This is a genomic window from Polynucleobacter sp. TSB-Sco08W16 (assembly GCF_018687455.1).
Classification (GTDB): Bacteria; Pseudomonadota; Gammaproteobacteria; order Burkholderiales; family Burkholderiaceae; genus Polynucleobacter.
The window spans coordinates 1,033,346-1,052,931 of the sequence record NZ_CP061291.1 but is presented as its reverse complement, the minus strand read 5'-3'; the positions used below and the strand labels follow the sequence as shown (position 1 = coordinate 1,052,931).

Genomic DNA, 19,586 nt, shown 5'->3' with positions numbered 1-19,586 from the left:
GTTCTTATGTAGGGAGGTATCTGCAGTGAATCACTGAGGATGCTGGTAGTTTGAAGTGCTTCTGGGTACAGGAAGAGTAACCGTCGGTTACCACCTATGTTGCACAAGTAATTGAAGGGGTGCTTTATGCCCAAGATGAAGAGCAAGAGTAGCGCTAAAAAGCGCTTCACGGTTCGCGCAGGCGGAACGATTAAACGAGGTCAGGCTTTCAAACGCCACATCCTCACCAAGAAGACCACAAAGAATAAGCGTCACTTACGTGGTTCCACAGAAGTTGCGAAAGCTGACGTTAAGTCAATTCGCTCCATGCTTCCATACGCTTAACCTCAGACTAGATTAGGAGAAATAAATGCCAAGAGTCAAACGTGGGGTTACAGCAAGAGCCCGTCATAAGAAAATTACCGATGCCGCAACAGGTTACCGCGGTCGTCGTAAGAACGTATTCCGTATTGCTAAGCAAGCGGTTATGCGTGCTGGTCAATATGCATATCGTGACCGTCGCAATAAGAAACGTGTATTCCGCGCTTTGTGGATTGCTCGTATCAACGCGGCAGTTCGTCAGCATGACATGACCTATAGCGTATTCATGAATGGTATGAAGAAGGCTGCGATCGAACTCGACCGCAAAGTACTTTCTGATATGGCCATTGCTGACAAAGCGGCTTTTGCTGCTTTGGTTACTCGGATCAAATCCGTAGTAAACGCTGCAGCTTAATCTTAGTTTTCTAAACTAAGCTGCAATGGTTTCTCTCGACCAAATTGTCGAGGATGCTAAACGTGATTTCTTGGGAGCTGCCGATTCGGCGGCTCTTGAGGACGCGAAAGCCAAGTATCTCGGTAAATCAGGTGTTCTCACTGAGCGTTTAAAAGCGCTTGGTGGAATGTCGCCTGAGGAGCGCAAGAGTGCTGGCGCCCAAATTAATCAAATCAAAACCCAAGTAGAAGCTGCCTTACAAGAGCGTCGCCAAGCATTGGCTGATGCCGTATTGCTGCAGCGTTTAGCTGCTGAGTCGATTGACGTGTCCTTGCCGGGTCGCGGTCAGGCGGTTGGTAGCTTGCATCCTGTGATGCGTACCTGGGAGCGTGTTGAAGAAATCTTCCGCTCCATTGGTTTTGATGTGGCTGATGGCCCTGAGATTGAAACCGATTGGTTTAATTTCACAGCCCTCAATAGCCCAGAAAATCATCCTGCACGCTCAATGCAGGACACCTTCTATATTGATGGCAAAGATGCTTATGAGAAGCCTTTGCTATTGCGTACCCATACTAGTCCGATTCAAGTCCGCTATGCGAGTGAGCATGTTAAGAAATATGCCAACGCAGATGTGATGCCTCCTATCAAAGTGATTGCACCAGGCAGAACATATCGCGTTGACAGTGATGCAACTCATTCACCGATGTTCCATCAAGTCGAGGGCTTATGGATTGCTGAAAGTGTTTCATTTGCAGATCTCAAAGGAGTCTATACAGACTTCTTGAGAACCTTCTTTGAAACTAATGAATTGCAAGTACGTTTCCGCCCATCCTATTTTCCCTTCACAGAGCCTTCTGCTGAAATCGATATGGCTTTTGGTGGTGGCAAGCTTGCTGGCCGTTGGTTGGAGATTTCAGGAGCGGGACAGGTGCATCCGAATGTATTGCGCAATATGGGTATTGATCCAGAGCGCTATACCGGTTTTGCCTTTGGATCTGGTTTAGAGCGCTTAACGATGTTGCGTTACGGCGTAGATGACTTGCGACTGTTCTTTGAGAATGACTTGCGTTTCTTAGCGCAATTCCCTGCATAACAAAATGATTACTAGAAACCGCTATGCAATTTTCTGAATCTTGGCTCCGTCAGTATGTAAATCCAGCTCTAGATAGCGATGCGCTTGGTCATGCCATGACAATGGCTGGCTTAGAGGTTGAAGAGCAGCACTCTGTAGCGCCAGCATTTACTAAGATTGTGATTGCTCAGATCCTCTCTGCAGAACAACATCCAGATGCAGATCGTTTGCGCGTATGTAAAGTTGATGCTGGAACTGGCCAAGAGTTGCAAATTGTTTGTGGTGCACCAAACGCACGAGCCGGTATTAAGATTCCATGCGCCATGGTTGGTGCTGAATTACCTCCTGCAGAAGTAGGTGGCAAGCCTTTCATGATCAAAGTGGGTAAGCTGCGTGGCGTTGAGAGCCAAGGCATGTTGTGTTCTGGCCGCGAACTGGGTCTTGGTGATGATCACGAGGGTATTCTGGAATTGCCAGCAGATGCCCCTATTGGTGAGGATATTCGCAAGTATCTTGATCTAGATGATCAAGTCTTTGTTATCAAATTAACTCCAAACAAAGCGGACTGCCTCTCCCTGGTTGGTATGGCAAGAGAAGTTTCAGCGATTACTGGCGCTGCTCTTTGTACGCCTAAGTGGAATGCACCTGCGGTATTGGTTGATGAAAAACGCAAGGTAACGGTAGAGAGCAAAGGGCTTTGTGGCCGTTTTGCTGGTCGAGTAATTCGTGGTGTAAATCCACAAGCCAAAACGCCTGATTGGATCGTAAAACGTTTATCGCGCGCTGGTCAAAGAAGTATTTCAGCTTTGGTAGACCTTTCTAACTATGTGATGTTGGAGATGGGGCAGCCAACCCACGTGTTTGATATTGATAAATTAAATGGTGACATCACAGTTCGGTGGGCTAAAGCCGGTGAAACTCTTGAGCTGTTAAATGGACAAACAGTCACTTTGCAAGGCCCTGACTCTGCTGGTAAGTTGCAAGACGCTGGCGTGGTTGCAGATCAATCTGGCCCAGTAGCGCTTGCCGGCATCATGGGCGGCAATCATTGCGCTGTGAGTGATGACACTAAAAATATCTATGTGGAGGCAGCTTATTGGTTGCCTTCAGCTATTCAAGGCCGTGCCCGTCGCTTTAACTTTAGTACTGATGCTGCGCATCGATTTGAGCGTGGTGTAGATCCTCAAAATACCGTCAATTGCCTTGATTACCTGTCTTCACTCATTCTTGAGGTTTGTGGCGGTCAAGCGGGTCCAATAGATGACCAGGTTCTGAATATACCCGAGCGCAAGCCAGTCAAAATGCGTTTGGCTAGAGCGGAAAAAGTGATTGGTATCCCGCTGACTAATGAAGTGGTTACCGATGTCTTTAAGCGTCTGGGTTTTGAAATTAAGCAAGAAGGTGATGTATATGTTGTAACTCCTCCAAGCTATCGTTTCGATATTGAGATCGAAGAGGATTTGATTGAAGAAGTTGCTCGTATGTACGGCTTTGAAAATATTCCTGATCTGCCTCCAGTAGCCTCACTCAAGATGAGCGCCAAAGCGGAAGCAAAGCGTGGCATCCATTTACTTCGTCAGCGTTTAGCTTTGCAAGGCTATCAGGAGGCCGTTAATTTTGGTTTCACCGATTTTGAAAGCGAGCAACGCTTAACTGGTGCAACAGAAAAAGATGTCATTGCAGTTCTCAACCCAATTGCGAGTCAATATGGCGTCATGCGCAGCACTCTTTGGGGCGGCTTACTTTCCAATTTAAAGTCAAACCTGAATCGTGGAGCAGGGCGGGCGCGTCTGTTTGAGACTGGTCGCGTCTTTAGCCGTAATGCGGAAATTCAAGAAGAGGCTGGCAAGGTAGCCGGTTTCCATCAACCTCAAAAGATTGGTGGATTAGCCTACGGTTCTTTTGTTCCCGAGCAATGGGCAAATGCTACAAGAGCAGTTGATTTCTTTGATGTGAAGGGCGACCTAGAGCGTGTCTTGGATCCTTTGCATTTTGTAACTGAGGCAGCACAACATCCTGCTTTGCATCCCGGACGTAGCGCAAAGGTATTCTTGATTGCAGACAAGAATCGAATTGAAGTCGGCATGATAGGTGAATTACATCCAGGATTGCAGCAAGCTTATGAGCTCCCGCAGGCACCGGTACTATTTGAATTAGATTTAGATTCAATTCGTAATATAGGCTTGCCTGTTCCAGAGGAACTGAGTAAGCTACCTGCTGTACAGCGCGATTTAGCGGTGGTTGTTAAGCAAAGCGTATCAGCGCAGGCCTTGCTAGATGCGATGACAGCGTCAAAACAGAATTTTGTTCGCAATATTGAGTTGTTTGATGAATTTAAGCCAAAGGCTGGTTCAAGCAGTATGGCTGATGATGAAAAAAGTTTGGCTTTTAGAGTCACCCTTTTAAATCCTCAAGAAACATTGCAAGATCCCCAAATTGATGCAGTTATGGCAGCATTATTGGGCTCGGTTGAGAAAAAGTGCGCAGCGCGTTTGCGCTAGGTTTAGTATTAGATATAAATCAAATAATTAATTTGTTACCAAAGAGACAAGCAATGACTGAATTGATTTCTAATGACACCGTTACTAAGAACGAGCTATCCGAAGCTCTTTTTGATCAAGTTGGGCTAAATAAGCGTGAAGCGAAAGATATGATCGATGCATTCTTTGATCGTATTGGCCATTCTCTTGAAGCTGGTACTGAAGTAAAAATCTCCGGGTTTGGTAATTTTCAGTTGCGCAATAAATCGGCTCGTCCTGGCCGAAATCCAAAGACAGGTCAAATGATTCCTATAGCAGCTAGACGCGTAGTTACTTTTCATGCAAGTCAGAAGCTTAAAGATGTAGTGGAGTCACATGCTCGAGAAAACCGAGTTTGATGCTAGCTCGGCACTCCCGAGCTCTCAACTCCCGCCTATCCCTGCTAAACGTTACTTCACTATTGGTGAGGTAGCTGATCTTTGTGGCGTTCGTTCGCACGTCCTGCGTTATTGGGAGCAAGAATTCGCCCAGCTCAGCCCTCAGAAACGTCGCGGTAACCGTCGTTATTACCAGCATCACGAAGTTGTGTTGATTCGAAAGATTCGGGCATTACTTTATGAGGAAGGTTTTACCATCAGCGGCGCCAGAAACCGCCTTGACGAAGCGCGCGGTGAGCTCCGTTTGCGCGATGAATTGCAAGCAGTGCTGCAAATTCTCTCTAAATAGATACTGATACAATTTTGTTTCCGTCGGGGCGTAGCGCAGCCTGGTAGCGTACATGCATGGGGTGCATGTGGTCGGAGGTTCAAATCCTCTCGCCCCGACCATATATCTGTAGCTATCGCGGCCTTAATTCGCGATGAAAGTTGAGTTCACAGTTGTAATCACCCTCTGGGTGATAGCTCACAGTTATCTCAAAAGCATTTTTTTGAGCATCAAAGTATCGCCGAATGATTCTTAGGGCGGGTGAATTGACTTCTACATCCAATGCATCAGCTACTTCCTTGCCAAGTCTGCATAAGGTAATTCCAACTGTAGCGCTATCAACCCGCTGACCATAACTTTTTTCAATTTGCTCATGAACTGGGGTTGAAAAATGCTCCTTCAGCTTTACGACTTCCGAGTAACGGGGTAGTAGATAGAAATCGGTCCAGCATAAGGGTTGAGCGTTTTCATTTAGCCTTCTAAGAGCGCCAATTCGAAACCATGGTGTGCCAACAGGACAGTCCAACACATGGGAAAGAATGGCATCACAAGTGACATGCTCCTCAATTAAATTTTTTCTAATAGTATTTTGTGGATAGCTAAATAGATGACGTAGATCGCCTGCAACATTGGCAAATACGGTGGGCTCGGTAGCTGCTATGACTTTAGTTCCAGCGCCAGCGCGTCGAGTAATCAATCCTTTTCCGATTAATATTTTGAGCGCATCACGTACAGAATGGTGACTAGCATCAAATTCCTTGCAGAGAGCTTCTTCTGTTGGTAAATAGGTTCCTAGGGGATACTCACCGCTCAATATACGTTCGGCTAAAGTGCCGCTAATTTTCTGATAAAGCGTTTGCTTCAATGTGATTTATTCCAGTTGAATATTGCTGTCTTTAATTACTTTTGACCACTTGGTAGATTCTATGTTTAAGAAGGCGCCAAACTGAGCTGGAGAACTTGCCACAATCTCATTACCTTGCTCGGCCATTCTTGCCTGCACAGCCGGATTCTTGAGAGCCTGAGTAAACGCGCTGTTGATTTTATCCACAATGCTTGAAGGTGTGCCTGCGGGTACGAGAACGCCCACCCAAGAGCTAACATCAAAATTTATAAGGCCTTGTTCGTTGGCGGTAAGTGTTTGAGGGAGGGCGGGTGTGCGCTTTTTACCCAATACTGCCAATGGTTTCAAATTTCCACCTTTAATCTGGGGTACCGTAATAACGGCACCCAAAATTGTGATGTCAGTCTCCCCGCTAATCGTGGCGGTGAGTGCTGGTCCACCACCTTTATAGGGAATATGCGTCATTTCAATGCCTAGGCTATTTTTCAGTAATTCTGCAGCAAGGTGCCCGGAACTTCCGGGTCCACCGCTGGAGAATGTAATGCCATTGGGCTTGGTCTTTGCTAATTCACTCAATTCTTTGAGATTGTTGGCAGGTAATTTGTTTCCTCCAACAACCACTAGAGGTATTTTGACTAATTCTGTAACTGGAGTGAGGTCCTTAAAGGAGTCAAACGGGAGATTTTTATAGACATGGGGGTTAACTGCAAATGTATCGTAAACCATCAAGATGGTGTATCCATCGGGAGGCGACTTAGCTACAAAATTACTTCCAATAGTGCCGCCTGCGCCTGGTTTGCTTTCAATAATAATTGGCTGCCCCAAAATTTCTTGCAGAGATGGCGCCAAAAGTCTCGCCATAGTATCTACAGCGCCACCTGTTGCTAATGGGTTGATGATGCGAATGGGTTTATTCGGGTAAGCGTTCGCATCTCTGCTTTGCGCAAAACCTGGGCTAATAGTCATAGCTAAAATACAGGTTGCTATAGATGCTTTAAGGAGTTGCTTGTTCATATTAGTCGGCCTTGATGTTTCCGTCTTTCACAATCTTGCTTAAGCGTTGCATTTCTTTTTGAAAATACGCTTGACTGTCTGCTGGTGTATTGATATTCATCACTTCTCCGCCATCACTTGCTACTTTCTCCTTGAAGGCGCTTGAGGCTGTCACTTGGTCGAGCGCTTTCGAAATTTTGTTCAGTATTGGTGTTGGAATCCCAGCTGGAGCCCACACCGCGTAAACAATCGACATTTCATAACCTTTTAAATTGCCTGCTTCTTCAATGGTGGGGACGTCAGGCAATAACTTTGATCTAGTAGGGCCGGTTGTAGCGAGTGCATTGAGCTTGCCTGAACGTACATGCGGCAAGGCGACACCAAATGCAGAAAAACTAAGTGGAGTTTGGCCACTTAAGGTGTCTGTGATAGCGGGGCCACCACCTTTGTAGGGAATGTGAATCATCTTGATGCCAGCCTGATTGGTAAATAGCGCTCCAGCAAGATGGCTTGCGCTTCCATTGCCAAAACTAGCGTATGCAATTGCATCCGGATCTTTTTTCGCTAAGGTAATTAACTCAGCAATATTTTTTGGTGGAAAGTTGGGGTTTTCTACCAACAATAAAGGCACAGATGCAATGACCGCCAATGGAACAATATCCTTCTCAGTTGAGTAAGGCGTCTTTCCGTACATCGTTGGATTAATGGCATGGGAGGTAATTGACTGAAACATGAGCGTATAGCCATCTGGGGCTGCTTTAGCTACTGCATCAGCTCCAATCATCCCATTTGCGCCTCCGCGGTTTTCAACAACTACTTGTTGGCCGAGACTTGTGGTTAATTGGTTAGCAACAGTTCTTCCAAGAGTATCGGCAAATCCGCCTACTGGCCAAGTGATGATTAATCTAATGGGTCTACTAGGGTAGCTATCAGCTTGCGCCCAAAGGTCACCTTGGAAACAGCAAATCAAGTTAATTCCTAAGGCGATATTAATGATGACTCTGGAAATGGAATATTTCACTTTCTGTCTCCCATATGAATTTAGGCAATCACTTTTTTATTTTTTAATTCACTTAAATCTTCTGTATTTAAGTTGAGGTACTCACTGAGAATTTCATCGGTATGTTCTCCAAGCAGTGGAGGTGCATACCGAATAGAGCTTGGCGTACCATGCATCCTGAGTGGTGTGCCCAGAGTCTTGAAAGAGCCAATTTTTTGATGCTGAACATTTAGCACCATATTTTTGGCTTGTGTTTGTTGTGACGCAAGAGCTTGTTTGACGGTATTGACATTGCCAATGGGAATACCCAGTTTTCTTAATTCGTTAATTAACTCATTACTAGAGTAGCGACTGATTTTATTTTTAATGTGCTCATCCAATACGGCACGATTGTTCACTCTCGCAGCGTTTGTTTTGAAGCGCTCATCATTTGCCCATTCAGGGTTACCTAGATACGCTGCGAGTTTTGCAAACTGACCATCATTGCCTACTGCTAAAGCAATCATGCCATCAGAGCAGCGATAGGTTGTATAGGGAACAATGGTGGGGTGACCGTTGCCATATCTACCTGAGTCCTTGCCTGTTGCTAAGTGGCTATTACCAACATTAGCCAATAAAGCGGTTGCTGTATCAAATAGAGAAACTTCTACTAGTTGACCTTTGCCAGTTCGATACCGTGCCAGCAATGCAGCTTGAATCGCATTTGCAGCCATCATGCCTGTAGCCAAGTCTACGATAGCAACGCCGTATTTAGAGGGCTCACCATTTTCAGATCCAGAGATACTCATTAATCCGGACTCTGCTTGCAAGATGAAATCATATCCGGGCAATCCTGCTTGAGGACCTTCACTCCCGTAGCCGGTAATTGAGCAGCGTACAACCATTGGCGCGTGAGTTTCAAACCAGGCTTGATTAAAACCCCATTTTTCTAAGGTCCCCGTTTTAAAGTTCTCAAGTACGACATCAAACTTTGGAATCAATTGCGCTAGCAGAGACTTTCCATCCGCACTTGAAAAATCAATCGTGATACCTCGTTTATTGCGATTGCAACCTAAGAAGTATGCAGATTCACCTTCCAAAAATGGAGGGCCCCAGGCACGCGTATCGTCTCCGCTATTCAAGGACTCGACTTTGATAACCTCTGCGCCGAGGTCTCCGAGCAATTGGCCACACCAAGGGCCTGCCAAGACACGACTTAAATCCAATATTTTTAGACCAGCCAAAGCATCTGCATTGCTTTGCGCTTTGGCTGTCTTGATGTTTTCTGCACTCATCTGGCTGCTGCTTAGTCGCGCATATCTGGTGGAGCATTGAGATTCTTATGGAAGCCATCCAAGTAATCTTCTAATGCCGCCTTATTCTTCATGCGGAATTGCTGGAAGTCTGGCTTGCGTCCCTCCAAGAAGGCATTCATACCTTCGAGACTTTCTTCAGATCCCCAAACATAGGCAAGTAATTCCATGCCATGCTGCCAAGAAGCATAGAGTTGGTCGGATTCAAAGTTCAGACTCTTCTTGGTCATGCGGATAGTTTGCGAACTATTGCTCTTGATGTTTTCGCACCAGGCCAATGTTTCAGTAAGAAGATCTTTTTCTGCAACGCATTTGTTGATGAGGCCAATTCTTTCCGCTTCTTTAGCTTCAAAGCGTTTTGCTAAAAAGATCATTTCGCGGGCGATACGCTCCCCGACAATGCGAGGCAAGTATTGTGTTGCACCAACTGTAGGGCAGGCTCCAACTTTTGCGCCTGTTTGTCCAAATACAGACTTCTCTGACCCAATCACCAGGTCGCACCAAAGGGCTAGCTCATGACCGCCACCAACGCACCATCCATTAACCATCGCGATGACCGGAATAGGCACGCCACGAATGGCCATTGCTAATCCGAGCATGCGATCATTCCACATTGACCCATTTGTGAAAGTGAGTCTCTTCATGGCATAAAAATCACCGCCTGCTGAAAACGCTTTATCGCCAGCCCCGGTAAAAACAATACAAGCTATTGAAGGGTCTTCGCGCGTTAGCTTTACGGCATCAATCATTTCATCTAGGGTTTGCTCTCTAAAGGCGTTCAGGACCCTAGGGCGATTGATCGTAATCCAGGCCACTTGATCTTTCACTTCTAAGATGATGTCCTTATATGGTTTTTCTGGCTTAATGCTCATCTTGTCTCCATCCACGGTTGTTTATTAAAATATCCGAATAAAGTTTAAATTTCTTTACTCATTAGGAATATAATACACACATAAGGCAAAATTATCGCTATACAGTTTTCTAAACATACGGATATTTAAAAAATGAGCATACATCTCGGGTCTGAAAACACCCCCAATGCACAAGCAGTTGATTACTTCGGTCTCAAAATTCCATTTTTGGATGTTTTGGGTGTTGTTCCCGAATACGCAGCAAATGGGAAGGTACGAATTAGCTATACCGTCAAGCCCGAACATACCAATAGCTTTCAGGTTGCACAGGGCGGGGTCATGATGACGCTCTTGGATTTTGCTATGGGTGCAGCCGCCCGAAGTGGTTCCAATCATGACTTAGGCGCTATTACCATCGACATGACTACAAGCTTCTTGCGCCCAGGTTTGGGCAAAATAGTGGTTGAGGGTACTTTATTGAAGGCTGGTAAATCTATTAACTACTGTGAGGCTGTTGCCTTAAATGAGGCTGGAGAAATTACTGCAAAGGCCAGCGGAACCTTTATGTTAAGAAGGTGAGTAGCCCTAGTATTGATATTATTATTTATAATAATTATTAATATTTAATCATTAATTTTTATATAAACCATTGATAAATATAGGTTTATATTAATAAATACCATATTGAATGAATGATTAAATTATCTATATAATAAGACTACGAAATACATCTTTATTAGATATTTCCTATAACTTATTATTCGGAGAAAAAATACGTGTCTTCTTATAAAGAACTATTAGCTCAACGTGAGCAATTAGATAAACAGATTAAAGAGGCAATTGCCCGCGAGAAGTCTGATGGTATCGCTAAAGCAAAATTAATCATTGAACAATATAACTTGCTAGTCTCTGACTTATTTAGTCGTAAAGCAGGCGGTAAAAGTACTGGTGGCAAAGTGGCCCCCAAGTACCGTAACCCATCAACTGGTGAAACTTGGACAGGGCGAGGTAAGGCTCCTAAGTGGATCGAGGGTAAGGATCGTAGTAGCTACCTGATCTAAGTATCTGATTTAACTAAAAAGGCCGCATCTGCGGCCTTTTTATTACTTCTTAGCTCTAAGCGCATTTCCTAGCCAGGGCTTCCAGAAATAGAGGCTCCAAGAGCTCGTGGCGACTACCCTGATCTAGGGAGGCATCAAGCTCAGGATTGGTGGCGGGGTAACCAATAATCAGCGGGTTTAGGTCAATTAACCCATTTTCAAGCTCTTGCTTAATGCACTCCGTTAAGTGAGGGCGATTGCCATGATTCTCATCCGCCAAGGCAACTACGCCAGGGTGAAGCTTAATAAAACCTTCATCTACTAGTATAGGAATGCGCTGCGTGTCCTTGTTTTTGCTAAGATAATGGATTAAATGAACCTGTTCTACTGGGGGTATCAGGGCATCCAAAAAGATCAAATCAGGTGCGATCGATACCGCCTTCATTAAGCCCTCTAGGCTGTCGACAGCAACTTCTAGTTCAACCTTAAGCTGCCAATCTTGAATGGATTGCAATAATTCTTGGCTATTCTCGGTTCTTCTGAAAATGCCCATGGCAATACAATTTTGGGTGGTTTTCTGTCGCATAGCTCGTTTTCTGCGTTGTAGCTGCTGCTCTAAGGAGCTGGCCAATATACGGCGATGGCCGCCGCGAGTCTTCCAAGCGATTAATTCACCCAATTCAACCATTTTCTGCACAGTTCCTAGTGAGACCTGGAGAACTTTGGCGCTTTGGCGGGTACTGAGATATTCCATATCTGGCGTAATTGCTTTCATATTTCCCTTTAATTTTATTAATTCACTTGAAGATTTAGAGAATAAAAATCAAATGGATTTGAATCTGTCCGTCCATATTGAAAGCTGGGTAGGAAAGTTCTTATTCATTTTTGATTAATAGGGAAATACCCCTGAAACCTCTTAAATCAGGGAAAGCCCTTTATGTGTCTGTGGTCACTCGTGTTAAATTACAGAGGTAGTACCAGTATTTGCACAGATCAATTCGTGGAACGGTAGAGCCGAGAAGCGAATGGTTATAACCACAGTTTTTATTCGGGAAACCCGATGAAAGGTGAGCATCATGATGCAGGACCAAAGAGATAACTCCTATCTCTTCGGCGGAAACGCCCCCTATGTAGAAGAACTCTACGAATCCTACTTGCACGATCCAGCTTCAGTAGCTGATCATTGGCGAGATTATTTTGATAACGTGAAACAAGTTCCGGCTGTGGATGGTTCTTCTCGAACCGACATTGCGCATGGACCGATTGTTGCGTCATTTGCTGAGCGCGCTAAGCAGGGTCCTATCAGAACGATTTCTGATTCGGCTGACTCAGAGATGGGGCGCAAACGCGTTGCTGTTCAGCAGTTAATTGCGGCGTATCGTAACGTCGGTAACCGCTGGGCCAATATTGACCCCTTGAAGCGGACAGAGCGCCAGGATATTCCTGAGTTAGATCCCGCTTTCTATGGATTTACTGATGGCGATATGGATATCGTCTTCAATACAAGCAATACCTTCTTCGGTAAAACCGAAATGAGCTTGCGTGATTTGTTGCAAGCCTTACGTGAAACATACTGCGGCACTATCGGTGTTGAGTATATGTTCATTGCCGATCAAAAGATTAAGAAGTGGTGGCAAGAGAAGTTGGAGTCCATTCGCTCAACCCCACGATTTAACGTGGACGAGAAGCGTCAAATTTTGGATCGCTTGACTGCTGCTGAAGGCTTGGAGCGTTACCTTCAAGCGAAGTATGTAGGCCAGAAACGCTTCTCCCTTGAGGGTGGCGAGAGCTTTATTGCTTGCATGGATGAGTTGATCCGCGATGCTGGTAATAAAGGGGTACAAGAGATTGTGATTGGTATGGCCCACCGTGGTCGTCTGAACGTATTGGTCAATACCTTAGGCAAAATGCCAAAGGACTTATTTGCAGAGTTTGAGCATAAGGGTCCTGAGACATTGCCGGCTGGAGATGTGAAGTACCACCAAGGCTTCTCAAGCGATATTTCTACCCCAGGTGGTCCAGTTCACCTCTCCTTAGCATTCAACCCATCCCATTTAGAAATCGTTAACCCAGTAGTAGAGGGTTCTGCACGTGCCCGTATGGAACGTCGTGGCGATATGTTGGGTGAGCAAGTAATGCCAGTTTTAGTTCACGGTGATGCTGCGATTGCAGGTCAGGGCGTGATGCAAGAAACCTTAGCGATGTCTGAAGTGCGCGGCTATTCCACTGGTGGAACGGTTCACATTGTGATTAACAACCAAATTGGTTTCACCACATCTGATCCGCGTGATTTGCGCTCTAGTTTGTACTGTACAGACATCATGAAGATTGTTGATGCTCCTGTATTGCATGTGAATGGGGATGATCCTGAGGCGGTAGTTTTGGCTACCAAGTTGGCGCTTGAGTTCCGTATGAAATTCCATAAGGATGTTGCGATTGATATCGTTTGCTTCCGTAAGCTTGGACACAATGAGCAAGATACTCCTGCGATGACCCAGCCATTGATGTACAAAATCATCGCTGCGCATCCTGGTACTCGTAAGCTGTACGCGGATAAGTTGGAAACCCAAGGCGCATTGCCTGCTGGTAGCGGTGACTTGATGGTCAAAGAGTATCGCGCCGCAATGGACGAGGGTAAGCAAACTTCAGATCCAGTTTTAAGCAACTTTAAAGGGAAGTTTGCGGTAGATTGGTCTCCTTTCTTGAATAAGAAATGGACCGATGAAGCTGACACTGCTATTCCATTAACAGAGTGGAAGCGTTTGGCTGAAAAGATTTCAACCATTCCAGAAAACTTCAAAGCACATCCATTGGTAGCTAAGGTCTATAACGACCGTGCAGCCATGGGGCGTGGTGAGGTGAATATTGACTGGGGTATGGGCGAGCATATGGCTTTCGCATCCTTGGTTGCCAGTGGCTACCCAGTGCGTTTGTCTGGTGAGGATAGCGGGCGCGGTACCTTTACTCATCGCCATGCAGTCTTGCATGAGCAAAATCGTGAGAAATGGGACACCGGTACTTATATTGCTTTACAACACGTCACTAAAGATCAGGCCCCATTTGTCGTCATTGACTCTATTCTTTCAGAAGAGGCAGTTCTTGGTTTTGAGTATGGCTATGCTGCGGCTGAACCCAACACGCTAACAATTTGGGAGGCGCAATTTGGCGACTTTGCCAATGGTGCTCAAGTAGTCATCGACCAGTTCATCGCCTCTGGTGAAGTGAAGTGGGGTCGTGCTAACGGTTTAGTCATGATGTTGCCACACGGCTATGAAGGTCAAGGCCCAGAGCATTCCTCTGCACGTCTTGAGCGCTTTATGCAGTTGTGTGCTGACACCAATATGCAAGTCATTCAGCCAACCACTGCTTCGCAGATATTCCATGTGTTGCGTCGTCAAATGATTCGTCAGTTCCGCAAACCGCTGATCTTGATGACTCCTAAATCATTGTTGCGTAATAAAGAAGCTGCTTCACCTTTATCAGAGTTCACAAAGGGTGGTTTCCAAACTATATTGGGTGAGCGTGATGACACGATTGATGCCAAGAAAGTGACTCGCTTGGTGATCTGCTCTGGTAAGGTTTATTACGACCTAGTTAAGCAACGTGCTGAGAAGAAAATTGATGATGTCGCAATCATTCGTTTGGAGCAGCTCTATCCATTCCCGCACAAAGCATTGACTGCCGAATTGAAGAAATATCCAAAATTGGAAGAGGTAGTTTGGTGTCAAGATGAGCCACAAAACCAAGGCGCATGGTTCTTTGTTCAACACAATATTTTGGAAAACATGTCTGAAGGTATGAAGCTGTCTTATGCAGGTCGCCCTGCATCTGCTTCGCCTGCTTGCGGATATGCGCATCTCCACCAAGAACAGCAGAAATCTCTTCTCAATGCGGCGTTTGCCAAATTAAAAGGTTACGTGATCACGAAATAATCGTCTTCATTACTCAACATACATATAAATAAACAGGATTAATCATGGCTATTTTCGAAGTTAAAGTACCCCAACTCTCTGAGTCAGTTGCTGAAGCAACTTTATTGCAATGGAAAAAGAAAGTCGGCGATGCAGTTGGTCAAGACGAGATCTTGATCGAAATCGAAACCGATAAGGTTGTTCTCGAAGTTCCGGCTCCTTCCGCCGGTGTTTTGACAGAAATCGTTGTTGCAGACGGTGGCACGGTTGTTGCTGAGCAGTTGATTGCAAAAATCGATAGCACTGCTGTTGCAGCTGCCGCTCCTGCGGCTGCAGCAGCTCCAGCACCTGCGGCTACTCCGGCTGCTGCACCTGCGGCCGCAGCAGCTCCTGCCAAGGCTACGAGTGCAGTCGCAGCTCCTTCAGCGGCAAAAATTCTGGCAGAGAAAAATATCGATGCAGGTCAAGTTTCCGGTTCTGGACGTGATGGCCGCATTACCAAAGGTGATGCATTGAATGCTTCAGCCGGCAGCACGAAGTCTGCTGCGTTACCAAGCGCTCCAATTCCAACCGGTGATCGCCCAGAAGAGCGAGTTCCAATGAGTCGTTTGCGTGCTCGTATTGCAGAGCGTTTACTTGAGTCCCAGGCGAATAACGCCATCTTGACCACCTTTAATGAAGTCAATATGGGTCCTGTAATTGCGCTGCGTAATAAATACAAGGACCAGTTTGAAAAGGTCCATGGCGTGAAGTTGGGCTTCATGTCTTTCTTTGTTAAAGCTGCGACACATGCTTTGAAGAAGTTCCCACTCTTGAATGCTTCTGTTGATGGTAATGACATTGTTTATCACGGTTACTTTGATATTGGTATCGCTGTAAGCTCGCCACGCGGTTTGGTAGTTCCAATTCTGCGTGATGTGGACCAAATGAACTTGGCTGATATCGAGAAGAAAATTGCTGAGTTTGGTAACAAAGCTCGTGAGGGTAAGTTGTCAATTGAAGAATTGACTGGTGGCACATTCTCCATCTCTAACGGTGGTGTATTTGGTTCTATGCTCTCAACACCAATCATCAATCCTCCGCAATCAGCCATTTTGGGAATTCATGCAACTAAAGATCGCGCTGTAGTTGAGAATGGTCAAGTAGTTGTTCGCCCAATTAACTACCTTGCCTTGTCATATGATCACCGCATCATTGACGGCCGTGAAGCTGTGCTTGGTCTAGTCGCCATGAAGGATGCTTTGGAAGATCCTTCACGTCTCCTCCTTGATTTGTAAGAAGGAAAGATCATGAGCCAAGTTTTTGATGTAGTTGTAATTGGCGGTGGCCCTGGTGGTTACATTGCCGCAATTCGTGCAGCACAACTCGGTTTTAAAGTTGCCTGCGCTGAATCCAATAGCTATGATGATCCTAAAGGTGAGCCACGCTTAGGCGGAACTTGCTTGAACGTCGGCTGTATTCCATCGAAGGCCTTATTGGCTTCCTCTGAGGAATTCGAGAAGATTGGCCATCATGCTGCTGATCATGGAATTAAGGTTGGCTCTGTCAGCATCGATTCTAAAAAGATGGTTTCACGTAAAGATGACATCGTTACCAAGATGACTGGTGGCATCCAGTATCTGTTTCGTAAGAACAAGATCACTTTATTAAAAGGCCACGCTTCTTTTGAGGGCAAAGGCGCTGACGGCTATCAAGTCAAGATTGATGGCAAAGATAAAGAGACTGTTACTGCTAAGAATGTCATCATTGCAACCGGATCTAAGGCACGTCATTTGCCTGGCCTGACAGTAGATAACGTCTTGATCTGCGATAACGAAGGTGCCTTGAAGTTTGATTCAGTACCCAAGAAATTGGGCGTCATTGGTGCTGGCGTGATCGGTTTAGAGCTCGGTTCTGTATGGCGTCGCCTAGGATCAGAAGTGACTGTGCTTGAGGCCTTACCTTCATTCTTGGCGGCTTGCGATGTGAGTATTGCTAAAGAAGCGCAAAAGCTTTTTGTCAAACAAGGTTTGAACATCAATATGGGTGTCAAGATTGGGGATGTAAAAGCGGACAAGAAAGGTGTAGTTGTAAATTACACCGATAGCGCTGGTAAAGCAGCTCAATTAGAATGCGATCGATTAATCGTTTCAGTTGGCCGCGTACCTAATACGGATAAATTGGGTTTAGACAAAATTGGCCTCAAGGTAGATGAGCGCGGCTTCATTCCGATTGACGACCATACTTGTGCAACTTCAGCTCCTGGTGTTTATGCTGTGGGTGATGTAGTGCGTGGACCAATGTTGGCGCACAAAGCAGAAGACGAAGGTGTTTTGGTTGCCGAAGTGATTGCTGGTCAAAAACCGCATATTGATTACAACTGCATTCCTTGGGTCATCTATACCGATCCAGAAATTGCGTGGGTTGGGAAAACAGAGCAGGCGCTCAAAGAGGCTGGCATTGCTTACAAAGCCGGTCAATTCCCGTTTGCAGCCAATGGTCGCGCCTTAGGCATGGGTCGCTCTGATGGTTTCGTCAAAGTATTGGCTGATGCTAAAACCGATGAAATTCTCGGCGTACATATCATTGGACCAAATGCTTCTGACTTAATTGCTGAAGCTGCTGTAGCAATGGAATTTAAAGCGGCAGCTGAAGATATTGCACGCATCTGTCATCCGCATCCTAGTTTGTCAGAAGTAATGCGCGAAGCGGCTTTAGCGACAGATCAACGTGCATTAAATATGTAATTGAAAACCATTGAGTTTTACCAACAAGAGTTAAAAACGCGCGGGTATCAAAGTGATCCCGCGCAGCTTCGTGCTGTTGAGCGTTTGCAGCAGTGTGAAGACGAATGGATTGCGTATAAAGAAATTCGCAGTAATAGTCTCAAGAAAAAAATATTTAAGCCGAATCTACCCCGTGGCCTTTACCTATGGGGTGGGGTAGGCCGTGGCAAATCCTTTCTGATGGATTGTTTTTATGCTGCCTCACCATTGGAAAAAAAGGTTCGCATTCATTTCCATGAATTCATGCGTGAAGTACATCGTGAATTGCATGAGCTGTCTGGCCTATCCGATCCTTTAGATGAGCTTGCCAAGCGGATATCAAAGCGCTACCGCCTGATTTGTTTTGATGAGTTTCATATTAATGACATCGCTGATGCCATGATCCTGTATCGCTTACTTAGCGCGCTATTTGAGGATCGCGTCCAGTTTGTAATGACATCTAATTACCGTCCTGATCAACTCTATCCAAATGGCTTGCATCGCGATCGCCTCCTTCCAGCAATTAAATTGCTAGAAGAAAAACTGGATGTTCTGAATGTGGATGCTGGTAATGATTACCGTCGGGTGCAGATGGCTCAGGTGGAGGCATACTTAACGCCGCTAAATGAGAAGACCGACCAACGTTTATTAGAAATGTTCTCAGGTCTGATTGGTAACCAGCAGGAGCGGTTCAATCCAGTATTAAATATAGAATCCCGTGAACTTAAACCCTTGCATATGGGTGACGGGGTAGTCTGGTTTGATTTTCAAACGCTATGCTGCGGGCCTCGCTCACAAAATGATTATTTAGAAATTGCCAATCAATTTCATACGGTAATTTTGTCCGGGGTGCCCTATATGCCCCCTAGGATGACCAATGAGGCACGCCGTTTTATATGGCTGATTGACGTTTTATACGACCATAAAATAAAGCTAATCATGTCTGCCGAGGTGCCGGCTCCTGATCTGTATACAGAAGGTCAAATTACTGCCGAATTCTCTAGAACAGTGTCCCGCTTGATTGAGATGCAGTCCCGTGACTACCTTGATGCGCCGCGGCGGGTAATTGATACCAGCTTGACCTAAAATAGGGTCATGAGTAGCTTTCCCACCCTAAATGCCGATTTGCATTGCCACTCCGTGGTCTCTGATGGCACATTGACGCCTGAAGTATTGGCGGAGCGTGCTCAGGCAAATGGCGTACATCTATGGGCATTGACTGATCATGACGAGCTTGGTGGCCAAGAGCGCGCGAGAGCTGCGGCGAACGCTCTCAAAATGGATTATGTATCAGGCGTAGAAATCTCCGTAACCTGGATGGGTCAAACAATTCATATTGTTGGTCTTGGGATTGATGCCAATCATGCTGGAATTATTGAAGGCTTGCGCCAAACTCGTGATGGTCGAGCGAATCGCGCAAAGTTGATGGCTGAGCAACTACTCAAAGTAGGTATTCCCGGAGCCTATGAAGGTGCACTTCATTTTGCCGGTAACCATGATCTTATCTCCAGAACACACTTTGCTCGTTATCTGGTGGAGCAGGGCGTTTGTCGCGACACAGAAGAAGTTTTCAAAAAATATTTGGTTGAAGATAAGCCTGGTTATGTTCCACATCAATGGGCAACGCTGGACAATGCAGTTGCGTGGATTAAGGGGGCTGGTGGCGTGGCGGTAATTGCCCACCCTGGCCGCTATAAGCTCACAGCATTACAGATGGGTGAGCTCTACCAGCACTTCAAAGATATTGGCGGCCTGGGGATTGAAGTTATCACTGGTAGTCACAGCCCGGACCAATACAAAACTTATGGAAAGATTGCCCAGCATTATGGTTTTCTTGCCTCGCGGGGGTCTGATTTTCATGACCCGGATGAGAGTCATGTTGATTTAGGAACGCTTCCCCATTTACCCGATCATCTGACCCCTGTCTGGTCTGCATTTCATTAATACAATTTCACAATAA

The 19,586-nt window shown here is 45.7% G+C and carries 19 protein-coding genes and 1 tRNA gene; 14 read left to right on the top strand and 6 right to left on the bottom strand.

The window, feature by feature from the left end; genetic code table 11:
• Window positions 1-126: 126 nt before the first annotated feature.
• The 7 genes from rpmI (at window position 127) to FD961_RS05180 (ending at window position 5,073) form a co-directional block, all read left to right on the top strand.
• Window positions 127-324: a 50S ribosomal protein L35 gene (gene rpmI / locus FD961_RS05210; RefSeq protein WP_011902674.1), complete on the top strand. Its 198-nt coding sequence runs from the start codon at window positions 127-129 to the stop codon at window positions 322-324.
• Window positions 325-349: 25 nt separating this feature from the next.
• The gene (gene rplT / locus FD961_RS05205) at window positions 350-715 is read left to right on the top strand and encodes a 50S ribosomal protein L20 (protein WP_011902675.1); all 366 of its coding nucleotides are present in this window, start codon (window positions 350-352) and stop codon (window positions 713-715) included.
• Between the two features lie 25 nt (window positions 716-740).
• Window positions 741-1,787: a phenylalanine--tRNA ligase subunit alpha gene (gene pheS / locus FD961_RS05200; RefSeq protein ID WP_071465620.1), complete on the top strand. Its 1,047-nt coding sequence runs from the start codon at window positions 741-743 to the stop codon at window positions 1,785-1,787.
• Between the two features lie 23 nt (window positions 1,788-1,810).
• A complete protein-coding gene (gene pheT / locus FD961_RS05195; protein ID WP_215392955.1) occupies window positions 1,811-4,267 on the top strand; it encodes a phenylalanine--tRNA ligase subunit beta in 2,457 nt (818 codons plus the stop codon).
• A gap of 53 nt (window positions 4,268-4,320) precedes the next feature.
• The gene (locus FD961_RS05190) at window positions 4,321-4,644 is read left to right on the top strand and encodes an integration host factor subunit alpha (RefSeq protein ID WP_071465622.1); all 324 of its coding nucleotides are present in this window, start codon (window positions 4,321-4,323) and stop codon (window positions 4,642-4,644) included.
• On the top strand, window positions 4,622-4,972 hold the full coding sequence (locus FD961_RS05185) for a MerR family transcriptional regulator (protein WP_215392954.1): 351 nt from the start codon (window positions 4,622-4,624) through the stop codon (window positions 4,970-4,972). The genes FD961_RS05190 and FD961_RS05185 overlap by 23 nt, the downstream gene beginning before the upstream one ends.
• A 24-nt stretch (window positions 4,973-4,996) precedes the next feature.
• Window positions 4,997-5,073 (top strand) — tRNA-Pro (locus FD961_RS05180).
• 11 nt (window positions 5,074-5,084) lie between these two features.
• Here FD961_RS05180 and FD961_RS05175 read toward each other — a convergent pair.
• From FD961_RS05175 to FD961_RS05155, 5 genes are read right to left on the bottom strand one after another with little or no spacing between them, the layout of a single operon-like run.
• A complete protein-coding gene (locus FD961_RS05175; protein WP_215392953.1) occupies window positions 5,085-5,816 on the bottom strand; it encodes a GntR family transcriptional regulator in 732 nt (243 codons plus the stop codon).
• Window positions 5,817-5,822: 6 nt separating this feature from the next.
• Window positions 5,823-6,809: a tripartite tricarboxylate transporter substrate binding protein gene (locus FD961_RS05170; protein WP_215392952.1), complete on the bottom strand. Its 987-nt coding sequence runs from the start codon at window positions 6,807-6,809 to the stop codon at window positions 5,823-5,825.
• 1 nt (window position 6,810) lies between these two features.
• Window positions 6,811-7,809, bottom strand: a complete 999-nt coding sequence (locus FD961_RS05165) for a tripartite tricarboxylate transporter substrate binding protein (protein WP_215392951.1) — start codon at window positions 7,807-7,809, stop codon at window positions 6,811-6,813.
• Window positions 7,810-7,829: 20 nt separating this feature from the next.
• On the bottom strand, window positions 7,830-9,062 hold the full coding sequence (locus FD961_RS05160; RefSeq protein WP_215392950.1) for a CaiB/BaiF CoA-transferase family protein: 1,233 nt from the start codon (window positions 9,060-9,062) through the stop codon (window positions 7,830-7,832).
• Between the two features lie 11 nt (window positions 9,063-9,073).
• The gene (locus FD961_RS05155; RefSeq protein WP_071465627.1) at window positions 9,074-9,952 is read right to left on the bottom strand and encodes an enoyl-CoA hydratase-related protein; all 879 of its coding nucleotides are present in this window, start codon (window positions 9,950-9,952) and stop codon (window positions 9,074-9,076) included.
• A 132-nt stretch (window positions 9,953-10,084) separates the two neighbouring features.
• On the opposite strand from FD961_RS05155, the gene FD961_RS05150 reads away from it, so the two are divergent.
• Both FD961_RS05150 and FD961_RS05145 read left to right on the top strand, forming a co-directional pair.
• A complete protein-coding gene (locus tag FD961_RS05150) occupies window positions 10,085-10,510 on the top strand; it encodes a PaaI family thioesterase (RefSeq protein ID WP_215392949.1) in 426 nt (141 codons plus the stop codon).
• 197 nt (window positions 10,511-10,707) lie between these two features.
• A complete protein-coding gene (locus FD961_RS05145) occupies window positions 10,708-10,992 on the top strand; it encodes an H-NS family nucleoid-associated regulatory protein (RefSeq protein WP_215392948.1) in 285 nt (94 codons plus the stop codon).
• Between the two features lie 55 nt (window positions 10,993-11,047).
• Here the strand turns inward: FD961_RS05145 and FD961_RS05140 are convergent, their stop codons facing one another.
• Complete coding sequence (locus FD961_RS05140) at window positions 11,048-11,746, bottom strand: excisionase family DNA-binding protein (RefSeq protein WP_215392947.1); 699 nt, start codon at window positions 11,744-11,746, stop codon at window positions 11,048-11,050.
• A 301-nt stretch (window positions 11,747-12,047) separates the two neighbouring features.
• On the opposite strand from FD961_RS05140, the gene FD961_RS05135 reads away from it, so the two are divergent.
• Genes FD961_RS05135 through FD961_RS05115 form a run of 5 tightly spaced genes read left to right on the top strand, consistent with a single transcriptional unit; the run spans window position 12,048 to window position 19,570 of the window.
• Window positions 12,048-14,903, top strand: coding sequence for a 2-oxoglutarate dehydrogenase E1 component (locus FD961_RS05135; RefSeq protein WP_215392946.1), 2,856 nt, complete (start codon window positions 12,048-12,050; stop codon window positions 14,901-14,903).
• A 44-nt stretch (window positions 14,904-14,947) separates the two neighbouring features.
• Window positions 14,948-16,159: a 2-oxoglutarate dehydrogenase complex dihydrolipoyllysine-residue succinyltransferase gene (gene odhB, locus FD961_RS05130; RefSeq protein ID WP_215392945.1), complete on the top strand. Its 1,212-nt coding sequence runs from the start codon at window positions 14,948-14,950 to the stop codon at window positions 16,157-16,159.
• A 12-nt stretch (window positions 16,160-16,171) separates the two neighbouring features.
• Window positions 16,172-17,608 (top strand): dihydrolipoyl dehydrogenase, encoded by a 1,437-nt coding sequence (gene lpdA / locus FD961_RS05125; protein WP_215392944.1) that lies wholly within the window; start codon window positions 16,172-16,174, stop codon window positions 17,606-17,608.
• Window positions 17,609-18,712 carry a cell division protein ZapE gene (gene zapE, locus FD961_RS05120; protein WP_215392943.1) on the top strand — a complete coding sequence of 368 codons (1,104 nt, stop codon included), beginning with the start codon at window positions 17,609-17,611 and terminating at the stop codon, window positions 18,710-18,712.
• 9 nt (window positions 18,713-18,721) lie between these two features.
• A complete protein-coding gene (locus FD961_RS05115) occupies window positions 18,722-19,570 on the top strand; it encodes a 3',5'-nucleoside bisphosphate phosphatase (protein WP_215392942.1) in 849 nt (282 codons plus the stop codon).
• Window positions 19,571-19,586 lie beyond the last annotated feature (16 nt).

Bases quoted from the DNA above. Each gene is read 5' to 3' on its own strand.
- pheS (WP_071465620.1), top strand. From the start codon at position 741: ATGGTTTCTCTCGACCAAATTGTCGAGGATGCTAAACGTGATTTCTTG.
- FD961_RS05115 (WP_215392942.1), top strand. From the start codon at position 18,722: ATGAGTAGCTTTCCCACCCTAAATGCCGATTTGCATTGCCACTCCGTG.
- FD961_RS05155 (WP_071465627.1), bottom strand. From the start codon at position 9,952: ATGAGCATTAAGCCAGAAAAACCATATAAGGACATCATCTTAGAAGTG.
- FD961_RS05150 (WP_215392949.1), top strand. From the start codon at position 10,085: ATGAGCATACATCTCGGGTCTGAAAACACCCCCAATGCACAAGCAGTT.
- rplT (WP_011902675.1), top strand. From the start codon at position 350: ATGCCAAGAGTCAAACGTGGGGTTACAGCAAGAGCCCGTCATAAGAAA.
- FD961_RS05160 (WP_215392950.1), bottom strand. From the start codon at position 9,062: ATGAGTGCAGAAAACATCAAGACAGCCAAAGCGCAAAGCAATGCAGAT.
- lpdA (WP_215392944.1), top strand. From the start codon at position 16,172: ATGAGCCAAGTTTTTGATGTAGTTGTAATTGGCGGTGGCCCTGGTGGT.
- rpmI (WP_011902674.1), top strand. From the start codon at position 127: ATGCCCAAGATGAAGAGCAAGAGTAGCGCTAAAAAGCGCTTCACGGTT.
- FD961_RS05170 (WP_215392952.1), bottom strand. From the start codon at position 6,809: ATGAACAAGCAACTCCTTAAAGCATCTATAGCAACCTGTATTTTAGCT.
- FD961_RS05135 (WP_215392946.1), top strand. From the start codon at position 12,048: ATGATGCAGGACCAAAGAGATAACTCCTATCTCTTCGGCGGAAACGCC.
- FD961_RS05185 (WP_215392954.1), top strand. From the start codon at position 4,622: ATGCTCGAGAAAACCGAGTTTGATGCTAGCTCGGCACTCCCGAGCTCT.
- FD961_RS05140 (WP_215392947.1), bottom strand. From the start codon at position 11,746: ATGAAAGCAATTACGCCAGATATGGAATATCTCAGTACCCGCCAAAGC.
- odhB (WP_215392945.1), top strand. From the start codon at position 14,948: ATGGCTATTTTCGAAGTTAAAGTACCCCAACTCTCTGAGTCAGTTGCT.
- pheT (WP_215392955.1), top strand. From the start codon at position 1,811: ATGCAATTTTCTGAATCTTGGCTCCGTCAGTATGTAAATCCAGCTCTA.
- FD961_RS05190 (WP_071465622.1), top strand. From the start codon at position 4,321: ATGACTGAATTGATTTCTAATGACACCGTTACTAAGAACGAGCTATCC.